Source organism: Anaeroplasma sp., assembly GCF_034179385.1.
GTDB lineage: Bacteria > Bacillota_I > Bacilli_A > Acholeplasmatales > Anaeroplasmataceae > Anaeroplasma.
In genome coordinates this window covers 1-12665 of the sequence record NZ_JAXFPY010000064.1, presented here as the reverse complement: position 1 = coordinate 12665, position 12665 = coordinate 1, and the positions used below count along the sequence as shown (strand labels likewise).

Genomic DNA, 12665 nt, shown 5'->3' with positions numbered 1-12665 from the left:
ACTATATAAGAATAAAGGAGTATCTTATGAAAGTTGGAATTATTGGTGCTGGTGCATCTGGTCTTGCACTTGCTTCTATGCTTGAACAATTAAATATAGATTATATGCTATTTAATAAGGGGAAGGTTGGAAGAAAGATTTTAGCCTCAGGTAATGGTAGATGTAATATTAGCCATAATTCCTACAAGGGTAGTGATTATTTTGATAACCCCCTAGCAATTCATATATTAGATCATAATTTTAAGGATGTTTTTGCATTCTTTCATTCTTTAGGAATTTATACAAAGACAGATAATGAGGGTAGAATGTATCCTATTAGCGAATCGAGTCAAAGTGTATTGAATATATTACTAAAAAATATTCATAAAAAAATTATCGATATTGAAATTGATTCTATAAAGAAATCAAACGATAAATATTATTTGAATGGGTGCTATGGCCCATTGGATAAAATTATTCTTGCGACTGGCTCTATTGCATCCTTTAAAAAGCCATATTTGTCCTTAGATTTTTTAAAGGATTTAGATATAAAATTTAATCCCTTTGTACCATCCTTAGTTGGCTTTCAGACAACAAAAAAGATTAAGGCTATCTCTGGAGCTAGAGCGAAATGCCACTGCACTCTACTTCAGAATAAAAATATCATTCACGAAGAGGATGGAGAGGTTATTTTTAAGGATAATGGTATTTCTGGAATAGTTATCATGAATTTATCAGGCTATTATCAGCATTTAAAGAGTAAGGCTGATGCAGTTATAAAAATTGATTTTTCCTATAATAAGGATTACCCGAACTATGAATCTATTATTCAGCCTAAAATATTAAATTATTTACTAGAAAATAATATTGATGTGCATTCCCTATATATTCCAATTCTTGGCGTATACGATTTTGAATTTGCACAGGTTTGCAAGGGAGGAATTGATATTTCTATGGTAAATGATAATTTATCCTTAAAAAAGGATAAGAATGTATTTGCTATGGGTGAGGTATTAGATGTGGATGCGATTTGTGGTGGATATAATTTAATGTTTGCCTTTGCATCAGCAATAGAAGTATTCAAGGAGATTAAAAATGAAATACAAAATAAGTAATTTTAAGGTATCTCCAAAGGATGATAAAAATTTATATAGCTTAATACAAAATAAATATCATTTACATGATTTTAAATATAAAATTCTTCAAAGATCTATTGATGCTAGAAATAAGGATAAGGTTTTCTTGCTTTATAAGCTTATGGTTGAAACAAAGGAAAAGGTTAGTGGAATTGATGTTTCTATATATAAGGATGAATCCATTAAAATGGAATATCCTATTTGGAAATATTCCGATAGACCAATCATTGTTGGCTTTGGCCCATCTGGGATGCTTGCAGCATTATATTTAGCAAGATGTAAGGCAAAACCTATTATATTAGAGCGGGGATCTAAAATAGAGGAAAGAAAGAAAAGGGTTAAGGAATTCTTAGAAAATAAAAAATTATTTCCCAATTCGAATGTTCAATTTGGCGAGGGTGGAGCTGGTACATTTTCCGATGGAAAGCTTACAACGAATTTAAAGGATCCATTAATCCAATTCATTTTAAATGAATTTTATATTCATGGAGCGAAAGAGGATATCTTATATGATGCAAAGCCTCATATCGGTACGGATTATTTAGAAATTATTGTAAAAAATATAAGGCTAGAAATTGAATCCTTAGGTGGAGAATTCTATTTTGATACTAAATTTGATAAAGTGATAGAAGAGAAGAATAATGTCATAGTATATGCTAAAGGAGATAAGGAATACACCTTTAAAACAAGGCATATTCTACTTGGAATAGGGCATTCTGCAAAGGATACCATAAGGTATTTATATAATGAATTAGGCCTATCAATGGAACAAAAAAGCTTTTCAATGGGCGTACGCATTGAGCATAAAAGAGAAAAAATAGATTATGCTCAATATGGGAAATTTGCAAAATATTTACCTGCTGCTTATTATAAGCTTGCATCTCACAATAGTAGTGGTAGGGGAGTATATACCTTTTGTATGTGCCCAGGAGGCTTTGTTTTAGCCTCTCAATCCGATTTAGGCACGATTGTAGTGAACGGAATGAGTAATAATGACCGTTTAGGTGAAAACTCAAATAGTGCCCTCTTAGTTGATGTTAAACCATCCGATTATGATAAAGGTAATGTACTTGATGGTATTGATTATCAGGAAAAATATGAAAAGCTAGCATTTGAATTATCTAAGGATTATAGGGCTCCTGCAAATTTAGTTAAGGAATTCTTAGAAAATGAGGTAGCTCATTCCTTACGTAGTATAAATACTACCTATCCTCATGGATTATTCTTTACAGATTTAAATAAGTGCTTACCAGATTTTGTTATAGATAATATAAAATTTGGTATTCAAGAATTCGATAAGAAATTACATGGATTTAATGACCCAGATGCTATATTAATTGGAATAGAATCAAGATCATCTAGTCCTGTAAGAATAATAAGAGATTTAAATAGAAAATCTTCAAATCCATATATTTATCCTATGGGAGAAGGTGCAGGGTATGCTGGTGGAATTACATCTGCTGCACTTGATGGATTAAAAACTGCAATGAAAATTATAAATGGAGAATCTTTATGAATGATTTAGAATTATATAGAGAATACAAAAAGAAATTAAAGAATTATGAATATGCTTTATTCATCATGAGCTATGATGAGGCTACAGTATGTCCTAAATGGGACAAAGAGAATTCTTTAAATGTTCAAAACTATTTTTATGAAGAAATAATTAAAATTACAAATAGTGATGAATATTATGAATTATTAAAAAGATTACAGAAAAATAAAGAATTATCTTTAGTAGAAGCTATGGCAATTCAAAAGGAATTTGAGGAAATTACCAAGCAAAGAAGAATTCCTGTGGATATAATAACCTTAGGTATGAGAATTCAAAATGAGGCAAGCCTTGCTTGGGAAGAAGCAAGGGTCAGCTTAGATTATTCCATATTTGAAGAAAAATTAGTGAAATTAGTTGATTATGAAAAGAATTGCTATAAATATTTAGATGGTAAATATCATGGCTTTGATATTACATTAACGGAAATGGAAGATGATTTTACAGAAAGTAAATATGATTCTCTATTCAATGAAATTGAAAAAGAAATTTTACCTTTAGTAAAAAAGATTTTAGCAATGCCTAAAAAATATAATATAGAATTAACAAAGGAAAAATTTGATATTGATAAGCAAAGAAAATTAACAAAGAAGATTTGTGATTTAATGGGCTACACCAACGATGTTGGTGTCGTAGGTGAAACGATTCATCCATTTACAAATGGAATAAATTCTTGCGATGTAAGAACGACAACAAGATATGATGAATCCTTATTATTTTCAAATTTATATTCTGTAATGCATGAGGTTGGTCATGCAACCTATGAGCTCCAAAATGATAGTGAATTCTCAGCTACTGCCTTAATGGGTGGTGCATCCTGTGCACTTCATGAATCTCAATCGAGATTCTATGAAAACTATTTAGGAAGAAGTAGAGAATTCATAGAATTCCTATATCCAATATTAAAAGAGATATTTCCTTCTCAAATGGAAAAATATACCCTTGATGATATTTATTATTACTGTAATGATGTATCGAATCAGTTTACAAGAACGGAAGCGGATGAATTAACCTATCCATTCCATATTATCATTCGATATAAAATTGAAAAGGAACTATTCCATAATGAATTAACGGTAGATAGGATTAGTGATCGCTTTAATGAATTATTTATGGAATACTTTGGCGTCAAGCCAAAGAATAAGCTTGAGGGTTGTTACCAGGATGTACACTGGTCTTCTGGCTTTGGGTATTTTCCAACCTATGCCCTAGGTAGTGCGATGGCTAGCCAATTCTTAGTTGCTATGGAAAAGGATTTTAATCCATTTCTAGATATGAAAAATGGTGATTTTAAACGAGTAAATGCTTGGTTAAGAGAACATGTTCATAAATATGGTAAATCGAAAAAGAATCTAGAGGTATTAAAAATAGCTACAGGTGAGGATTTTAATCCAAGGTATTATATTGATTATTTAAAGAATAAATTTAAGAAAATTTATAATATTTAACGCCAAATTTTCTAAGTTTTTCCTTATTTCTAGATATTTACTAAGGGACTATATAGAATACATTAAGCAAAAGCGAAATAAAGAATTTCTTTATATCTCTTATATAAATGAATATTATTTCTTTTAAAATGGTTTCTTATATGCTATAATGGAGACAAGTTTTTGAAGAAAAAAGATATAAGCATATCCTTTTTCTGGGTATGCTTTTTCTTTGGGTTAGGTGTTAATTATGAAAAGAGAATTTTCCTGTGGTGCTATCCTTTTCACCAAAAATAAGGAAGGAATGCGTGAGTACGTATTAATTATGGAGGCAAATGGCTCCTATGGTTTTCCTAAAGGCCATAAGAGAAGTGGAGAGTCTGATATCGAGTGTGCATTAAGAGAAATCAAAGAAGAAACTGGTATACATCCAGAAATTCTACCGAATATGAAAAGAACGATTCACTATTCTATGCCCAATGGTAACTTCAAGGAGGTTACCTATTTTGTAGGCAAATATAATGACCAGGAGCTAATTCCTGAGGATTCTAATATTTTAGCTGCAAAGAAATTTACTCTTGAGGCATGTCTATCCTTAATTAAATATCCACAAGTAAAGGATATTTTAATTGAAACGGATTATATGCTTGATGTTAAGGGGGAATAGTATGAGAATTGATTTACATAATCATACTTTCCATTCGGATGGCATCTTAAGTGAAGAGGAGCTTGTAAAAAGAGCTAAGCTAAACCATGTAGATATCTTTGCCTTAACGGATCATGATAGTGTTTTTGGCGATGATAAAATTGTAGAAATCGGAAAAAAATATGGTATAAAGGTTATCAAGGGCTTAGAGCTTTCTACCTATTATAAGGGAGAAAGTGTACATATTATATGTTTATTTAAGGATAATATTATACCAAAGGCAATGCTTGATTTTTCTATTGAAATCAAAGAAAAAAGAAAGAATCGAGCTATTTTAATGATGCAAAAAATCCATGATATTTATGGACTTAACATTGATTTAGATGGATTATTAAAATCCTCAGAGGTTATCACAAGAGCGAATATGCTAAATAATATCGCTAAGTGTAATCATCTATCAAGAGAAGAGGCTTCCCAATATATAAGCTCAAGCTCTAAGGCTTATATTCCATCTACGAAGTTATCTACCGAAGATGGAATTAAATTTGCGAAGGAGGCAGGCTGTGTGGTTATTTTTGCACACCCATGCTTAATAAATCATCAGGAATATGTAGAGGAAATATTACAGTTTGGCTTTGATGGAATTGAGGTTCGATACCCAAGTGTAAGAAATGATGAGGCTAAATTTATGGCTCTTGCCAAAAAATGGAACCTACTCATTTCTGCAGGCTCGGATTGCCATAGAGGAGATGAGCCTGATGGGGATCATGCAGATATAGGCACATGCACTTTAGACGAAAATGAATTTGAACCTATTGCGAAATTATTAAATTTAAAGATATAGGAGGCACTTATGCTAATAAAACAAGCGGAATTTATTAAATCTAGTGTAGATAGTATATCCTTACCTCCTGAGGATAGATTAGAATTTATGTTTTGTGGCAGATCGAATGTAGGAAAATCCTCCTTCATTAATATGCTATGTAATAATTATAAGCTTGCAAGAACATCATCAAATCCAGGTAAAACGCAAACCCTAAATTTCTTTTTAATCAATAAGGAATTTTATTTTGTCGATGTACCAGGCTATGGATATGCTAGAGTTTCGAAATCCATTAAGGAAACCTTCGGTAAGATGATCGAAGAATATGTTACGACAAGAAAAGCCTTAAAAATGGTATTTTTACTTGTCGATTTTCGCCATAAGCCAACAGAGGATGATTGCTTAATGTATGAATTTTTAAAATACCATAAGCTTCCTGTTACGATTATTGCAACAAAATCAGATAAGATTAAAAATAGTGAAAGAAAAAAGTGTAAGGAAGCTATTATAAATACATTAAAGCTATCCAATGATGATAAATTTATTATCACATCGAGTGAAAAGAAGGAAGGCTTAGGTCTTGTATTAACTCTTTTAGATGAGGTATGTGAAAAATACCCAGAATATCCAATTTTAGGTGATATTGAAGAGGTGTAGACAATTCTTTAGAATTGTCTTTTTCTTTTTAGTCTTTTAAAATTCTATTTTAAGTGGTAAAATATTCTTTGTATTTTTGGAGGATTTTATGGAAATTAATTGTTGTGGTGATTTATCAAATGTATTGCTAAAAAACTATGAAGGGGAATGGGAATTATATTTATTCCGCAGTCAAAATAGAAAATATAAATTCAAAAAAGTGAATATAGAAGAAGGCTATATAAGAGGCTTATTAGTAGAATCTATAGAAAAATATAACGAAAAGCTAATTCAATCCTTAGGCCTTGTAAAATATGGTGAATTTGAAGATGAAAATATGCTAAAGGTTTTACCTTTAGATGATGAGGCTATTTCCCTTATGTATCAGGTATTTATAGATACCTTAGATAATAAGATGCCAAAGGATCAAGTAGAAGAATCTATATTACTCGATAGGGATGCGGATGGATATATCCTAAGAAAGAAATTAGAGGATGGAGGAAACCTTATTTTAGGCTTTAAATCTAAGGTTGTAGGAAAGAAGAAGATTAAAGCATTTAAGGAGACAAGTGAGGGCTATTTTTTAATTGATTCGAATGATTTTATCTCCTTCAAGGATAAGATTGATTTCATTATATATGAGGGTAATTTATATGCCCTAGATTACCGCTTTGAAAAGGTCTTCTGGGTTGGTGATTTTATTAGACTTAAGGTCTTAAATATCTTAGATAATATTGAAAAGACTAACCGAATTGCACCATCGGGAATGTTTGGCTTAAGAAACGTTAAGCAGAAGAGAGCTTTATTAAAATATAATCCAGATAATTTAGAATTAATATGCGAAAAAAACGTTGATATTTTGAACGATTACGGTGATTTTAATTTGGTTGGAAAGCAGCTTCAATTTGAGGATGATTACTCCTCAAAGGTCATGGTAAAGCTACTTTCTGGCAAGTTATTTTTCTTAGATGGAAAGGCGTGGGTTGGCGATAAAAAAGAGCTTTTAAAGCCAATTCTTGAAGAAAAAGTTGAAGATTAGGGAAAAGCCCAACAATTTGTAGGGCTTTTTTCATAATTGAACACCATCTTTTAGATGGTATTCATTGACTATATTGATTTTTTTTGATAAAATTAGAAAATGGAAATTGTTTTGTTGGAGGATTATTATGCAAAAGATAACATTAGAGGAATTAGTTGCATTCCTAAAGGAACAAGGCTTTGTATTCCAGGGCTCAGAGATTTATGGTGGTCTTGCGAATGCATGGGACTATGGTCCACTTGGTGTAGAATTAAAAAATAATATTAAGCAGGCTTGGTGGAATAAATTCGTTAAGCAAAATAAATATAACGTAGGCCTTGATGCTGCCATCTTAATGAACAAGGAAGTATGGGTTGCATCTGGTCATATTGGATCATTTTCTGACCCACTAGTAGATTGTAAAAAATGTCATTCAAGATATAGAGCAGATAAGCTTATTGAGGATTTTACTCATGGAGAGATTACAGGAGATGGTATGTCCAATCAGGAATTGACAAAATTCTTGCTTGATAATCAAATTAAGTGCCCAACCTGTGGTGCACTTGATTATACAGACATTCGTCAGTTTAATTTAATGTTTAAGACACATATGGGTGTAATTGAGGATGCTAAGACTGAGGTTTATTTAAGACCCGAAACAGCACAGGGTATCTTCGTTAACTTTAAAAACATTCAAAGAACAACAAGAAGAAAGCTACCATTTGGTGTAGGACAGATTGGTAAATCCTTCCGTAATGAAATTACACCAGGTAACTTCATTTTTAGAACAAGAGAATTCGAACAGATGGAATTAGAATTCTTCTGTAAGCCAGGAACTGAAATTGATTGGTTCAATTACTGGAGAAGCTTTTGTATGGATTTCTTAAAGATGATTGGTGTCGATGGAGATAAGCTTAGATTTAGAGATCATGAAAAGGAAGAATTATCCTTCTATTCGAATGCGACAACCGATATCGAATTTGATTTCCCATGGGGCTTTGGCGAGCTTTGGGGAATTGCATCTCGTACAAGCTATGATTTAAATGCACACCAGACACATTCTGGAGAGAATTTAGAATATCTTGATCCTGAAACAAATCAGAAATATATTCCATATGTTGTAGAGCCATCCGTTGGTGTTGAGCGTATGCTACTTTCTGTATTATTCAGTGCATATGATGTTGAGGATTTATCTAAGGAAGGTAAGACAGATTCTAGAGTTGTATTAAGATTACATCCACAACTTGCACCATATAAGGTAGCTGTATTACCTTTACGCAAGAATAATCATTCTGAAAAGGCAAATGAGGTATTCGATAGATTATCTCCATATTTTGCATGTACCTATGATGAAACAGCAAACATCGGAAAGCGTTATAGAAGACAGGATGCCATTGGTACACCATTCTGTGTTACCGTAGATGATACAACTCTTGAGCAAGATACAGTAACGGTAAGAGACCGTGACACAATGGAACAGATCACATTAAAGGTGGATGACGTTATTCAATACGTTCTAGGTAAGATTAAATTATAAAAAATATTAGGGAGGTTTTATCTTGCAGAATAATAATTATGATGAAGCAGAGAAAATAATAAATGCTACAGATATTGTTGCTCTTGTTTCTAAGTATGTCAAATTAGAGAAGCAAGGTAAAAACTATAAGGGCCTATGTCCCTTCCATGATGAGAATACCCCATCCTTTGTGGTAAACCCAGATAAAAATATTGCCCATTGCTTTGGCTGTGATGGTGGAGGAAACCCAGCAAAATTTTTAATGCAAATTGAAAATATAGATTTTAATGAGGCAGTAAGAAGGCTTGCGGATTTCAATGGAATGGAATATAAGGGCAAGGGTAATCCAAAGAAAATTGACCCTAACACAAAATATTATAAAATCATGTCTATTGCAAGTGAGTTCTATCAAGCAAATCTAGAAGGCTCAACCCTAGGTTCTTCTGCAAAGAAGTATTTGTATGATCGAGGGCTTACAGATTTAGACATAAAGGAATTTGGAATTGGTTTATCTCCTGAAATTGGAGATAGCTTATATCAGGTATTAAAGGAATCCGACTTTTTAGAGCTTGATATGGCAGATATAAGCCTAGTAGATAAAAATAATAATGGCTACCATGATATATTTGCAGAAAGAATTATGTTTCCTATTTGTGATATGGAGGGTAGAGTAATTGCTTTTTCTGCAAGAATTTTTAATTCAAAGGATAAAAACCAACCAAAATATATAAATTCAAGAGAATCAAAAATATTCCATAAGGGAGAAACCCTATATAATTTCCATTTAGCAAAGCCTTATATGCTAAAGAAGAAAAGGGTCATTCTTCATGAAGGACAAATGGATGTTATCGCAACCTATAGGGCAGGCTTAAAGGAAGCTGTATGTACTATGGGTGTAGGCATCAATGACTTTTTGGTTAAGCGATTAAAAAAATATGTCAATTCCGTCGTTATTTGCTATGATAGCGATAAGGCTGGAATAGAGGCATCTCATAAGGCTATAAATCTATTTAAAAGATATGGCTTTCAAATTCATTTAGTTTTAATAGAAGGGGCTAAGGACCCTGATGAATTTGTAAAAAAATATGGCAAGGAAGCTTATGTAGATTTCTTTGAGAGTCATTTATTAGATTCGAATCAATACCTATTTGAAACAGCAATTAAGGATAAGAATTTAACCGATTCTAATATTTCAAATTCTGTTAAAAATGAGGTATTTGCATTAATTCAGCAAATGGAATCGAATACAGAAAAGGAAGATTATCTAAAAAGATTTTCCAATGTTTTAAATGCATCCATAGATGCAGTTCAAAGGGATTTTGAATCCTATAGAGATAAACATGCAATTCCAAAGCCAATTGAAATGTATCCTGATGCTATAGAGCCAAATATAGATATATATGAATATCCAGAGTATCCTGAATTTATTGAAGAAGGTAAAATTAAAAAGGAGCTTAAATCTCCATGTGATTTAAGATTACTCCAATATGCAAAATCAAGCAAAGACCTAGCACTTGAAATCAATAATAGAATTAGTGATTCTTTAGCCGGCTTTAGTGATGGTGCATTAAATTTATGGATGAAGATGTTAGATGAATTCTATATTAATTATGATACCTTTAGCGAAGCTATATTCATGAATATGCTAAATCAAGAGGATACAAACTTTTATATTGAAGCAGTAGAAACCTTAAAAAAGGATGATATTCGCTTTGATGAAATGGATATGAATTTATGTATTGAAAAGATTAAAGAGCTCTCTTTAAAAAACAATACAAAAAAGATAAAGGAATCGGTGAATCATACAACCGATATTACAGTTCAATCTAGAATGGTTGATCAGATGTTTAAAAATAAGCGCAAATTGAATTCAATAAAAAATAGGAGGAAATAATATGGATTTCGAAACAGCGGTAAAGGAGCTTACAGAACTTGCTAAGAATAATCAAAACATGCTAACTCAGGCAGATTTAGCAAAATACTGCTCTATTGATAGTGCAGATTATGACAAGCTTTATACTACATTAAGTGAAGAATTTGAAATTCAAGAGCCAGATTTAGCTGAAGAAGACTTAGAGGAGGTTTCTGAGCCTAATTTAGCAGATGTGGAAGAAATTGATATTTCAACTTATGACCAGCTTCCTGCAAATTTAAAGGTCGATGACCCCGTACGTATGTACCTAAAGGAAATTGGTAAGATTCCTCTACTTACTATTGAAGAAGAAACAAATCTTGCAAATGATGTCATTTTAGGTAGAAGCGCAAAGGAAGAATTAGAAAAGATTGATGCAGACGATCAAAATACTGTACCAATTGAGGAATATAATAGATTACAGGAAATCTCTGATAAGGCAGATTTAGCTAAGGACAAGCTTGTAAACGCAAATCTAAGACTTGTAGTATCTATTGCGAAAAGGTATTTATCTAGAGGCTTACAATTCCTAGACTTAATCCAAGAGGGTAATATGGGATTAATTAAGGCTGTAGATAAATTTGATCCATCGAAGGGATTTAAATTCTCAACCTATGCAACATGGTGGATTCGTCAGGCAATTACAAGAGCTGTTGCTGATCAAGCAAGAACGATTCGTATTCCAGTACATATGGTTGAAACGATCAACAAGCTTGTACGTGTTCAACGTCAATTAGTGCAGGAATTAAGCCGTGAACCAACTCCAGAGGAGGTTGCAGAGAAGATGGAAATCTCTGTAGAAAAGGTTCAGCAGATTCAGCGTATTGCCCAAGAGCCAATTTCACTTGAATCTCCAGTAGGTGAGGAAGAGGATTCTAGCTTAGGTGATTTTATTTCTGACCCACATGCACTAGATCCATATGAATATACAGCAAAAATGAAGCTTCGAGAGGAGCTTGATGCAGTACTTCGTACACTAACGGAGCGTGAGGAAAGAGTATTAAGATTACGTTTCGGTTTAATCGATGGTAGACAAAGAACACTTGAAGAGGTTGGTAAGGAATTTAACGTTACACGTGAGCGTATTCGTCAAATTGAAGCAAAGGCATTAAGAAAGCTTAAGCACCCATCAAGAAGTAAGAAGCTTAAGGATTTCATGATTAAGCATTAATGGATAGAATCAATTTACTTGCATCCCTTTGCGAGGGAAGCGAATGTGTTTGTGATGTAGGCTGCGATCATGCCTATGTCGTAGTTAAAGCCTTACTTGATTATAACTGTAAAAGAGGAATAGCTGCAGACTTAAATGTAGGACCACTTTCTAGTGCTGAGGAAACCATAAAAAATAAAAACTTACTAGATAGAATTGATATAATTCTATCCGATGGCTTTAAAGCAATCAGCAAAGATTTTGATACAGCAGTCTTAGCTGGTATGGGTGGAAATCTCATTAAGGATATCTTAAGCGATTCATTAGATAAAATAAAAGATAAAAAATTAATATTAGAACCAAATAATGATCAAATGGTCGTAAGAAAATTCCTAATGGAATCAGGATTTAGGATTATAGATGAATATGCGATTTCAGAAAATGGAAAATATTATGAAATCATTGTTGCAAAAAAAGGTGATATTACCTATACAGAAAATGAATTGAAATTTGGTCCTGTATTATTAAAAAAGAAGCCTGAGGCATTTATTTCTTATTACAATCGTAAAATGGATTTATTGATGAGGGTAATTGACACGACAATGGATCCATTAACAAAAATGCAAAAACAAAAGGAAATAAATGATATTACATCAGCCATAAAATAAATATTAAAAAGTATATCCAGCCCTTTGGATATATTTTTTCACTTTTAATAATTTTTTGAATATGATACAATAAATTCCTGAGGTGGTTTTATGGACTATAAAGATTTATTTAAGGATATTGAAGCTTATGAGACGATTATTATTGAAAGACATACTAGACCAGATTTAGATGCCTTAGGAAGTCAAATAGGCCTATCTTTAA

The 12665-nt window shown here is 32.2% G+C and carries 11 protein-coding genes; all 11 read left to right on the top strand.

Annotated elements, in window-relative coordinates:
• Window positions 1-26 precede the first annotated feature (26 nt).
• The 11 genes from SPJ17_RS04060 (at window position 27) to SPJ17_RS04010 (ending at window position 12463) form a co-directional block, all read left to right on the top strand.
• Entirely contained in the window at window positions 27-1094 is a 1068-nt protein-coding gene (locus SPJ17_RS04060) for an NAD(P)/FAD-dependent oxidoreductase (protein WP_321092953.1), read from the top strand.
• On the top strand, window positions 1075-2631 hold the full coding sequence (locus SPJ17_RS04055) for an FAD-dependent protein (protein WP_321092951.1): 1557 nt from the start codon (window positions 1075-1077) through the stop codon (window positions 2629-2631). Before SPJ17_RS04060 ends, SPJ17_RS04055 begins: the two co-directional genes overlap by 20 nt.
• Window positions 2628-4115 carry a carboxypeptidase M32 gene (locus tag SPJ17_RS04050; protein ID WP_321092950.1) on the top strand — a complete coding sequence of 496 codons (1488 nt, stop codon included), beginning with the start codon at window positions 2628-2630 and terminating at the stop codon, window positions 4113-4115. Before SPJ17_RS04055 ends, SPJ17_RS04050 begins: the two co-directional genes overlap by 4 nt.
• A gap of 229 nt (window positions 4116-4344) precedes the next feature.
• Window positions 4345-4761 carry an NUDIX domain-containing protein gene (locus SPJ17_RS04045; RefSeq protein WP_321092948.1) on the top strand — a complete coding sequence of 139 codons (417 nt, stop codon included), beginning with the start codon at window positions 4345-4347 and terminating at the stop codon, window positions 4759-4761.
• A gap of 1 nt (window position 4762) precedes the next feature.
• A complete protein-coding gene (locus SPJ17_RS04040; protein ID WP_321092946.1) occupies window positions 4763-5584 on the top strand; it encodes a PHP domain-containing protein in 822 nt (273 codons plus the stop codon).
• A gap of 9 nt (window positions 5585-5593) precedes the next feature.
• A complete protein-coding gene (yihA, locus tag SPJ17_RS04035; RefSeq protein ID WP_321092945.1) occupies window positions 5594-6220 on the top strand; it encodes a ribosome biogenesis GTP-binding protein YihA/YsxC in 627 nt (208 codons plus the stop codon).
• Between the two features lie 88 nt (window positions 6221-6308).
• Window positions 6309-7238, top strand: coding sequence for a hypothetical protein (locus tag SPJ17_RS04030; protein WP_321092944.1), 930 nt, complete (start codon window positions 6309-6311; stop codon window positions 7236-7238).
• Between the two features lie 127 nt (window positions 7239-7365).
• Window positions 7366-8754 (top strand): glycine--tRNA ligase, encoded by a 1389-nt coding sequence (locus tag SPJ17_RS04025; RefSeq protein ID WP_321092943.1) that lies wholly within the window; start codon window positions 7366-7368, stop codon window positions 8752-8754.
• Between the two features lie 22 nt (window positions 8755-8776).
• Complete coding sequence (dnaG, locus tag SPJ17_RS04020) at window positions 8777-10627, top strand: DNA primase (RefSeq protein WP_321092942.1); 1851 nt, start codon at window positions 8777-8779, stop codon at window positions 10625-10627.
• A 1-nt stretch (window position 10628) separates the two neighbouring features.
• Entirely contained in the window at window positions 10629-11816 is a 1188-nt protein-coding gene (gene rpoD, locus SPJ17_RS04015) for an RNA polymerase sigma factor RpoD (protein WP_321092941.1), read from the top strand.
• Window positions 11816-12463 (top strand): class I SAM-dependent methyltransferase, encoded by a 648-nt coding sequence (locus tag SPJ17_RS04010; protein WP_321092939.1) that lies wholly within the window; start codon window positions 11816-11818, stop codon window positions 12461-12463. Before rpoD ends, SPJ17_RS04010 begins: the two co-directional genes overlap by 1 nt.
• The last annotated feature ends 202 nt before the right edge of the window (window positions 12464-12665 follow it).

Bases quoted from the DNA above. Each gene is read 5' to 3' on its own strand.
- SPJ17_RS04060 (WP_321092953.1), top strand. From the start codon at position 27: ATGAAAGTTGGAATTATTGGTGCTGGTGCATCTGGTCTTGCACTTGCT.
- SPJ17_RS04055 (WP_321092951.1), top strand. From the start codon at position 1,075: ATGAAATACAAAATAAGTAATTTTAAGGTATCTCCAAAGGATGATAAA.
- SPJ17_RS04050 (WP_321092950.1), top strand. From the start codon at position 2,628: ATGAATGATTTAGAATTATATAGAGAATACAAAAAGAAATTAAAGAAT.
- SPJ17_RS04045 (WP_321092948.1), top strand. From the start codon at position 4,345: ATGAAAAGAGAATTTTCCTGTGGTGCTATCCTTTTCACCAAAAATAAG.
- SPJ17_RS04040 (WP_321092946.1), top strand. From the start codon at position 4,763: ATGAGAATTGATTTACATAATCATACTTTCCATTCGGATGGCATCTTA.
- yihA (WP_321092945.1), top strand. From the start codon at position 5,594: ATGCTAATAAAACAAGCGGAATTTATTAAATCTAGTGTAGATAGTATA.
- SPJ17_RS04030 (WP_321092944.1), top strand. From the start codon at position 6,309: ATGGAAATTAATTGTTGTGGTGATTTATCAAATGTATTGCTAAAAAAC.
- SPJ17_RS04025 (WP_321092943.1), top strand. From the start codon at position 7,366: ATGCAAAAGATAACATTAGAGGAATTAGTTGCATTCCTAAAGGAACAA.
- rpoD (WP_321092941.1), top strand. From the start codon at position 10,629: ATGGATTTCGAAACAGCGGTAAAGGAGCTTACAGAACTTGCTAAGAAT.
- SPJ17_RS04010 (WP_321092939.1), top strand. From the start codon at position 11,816: ATGGATAGAATCAATTTACTTGCATCCCTTTGCGAGGGAAGCGAATGT.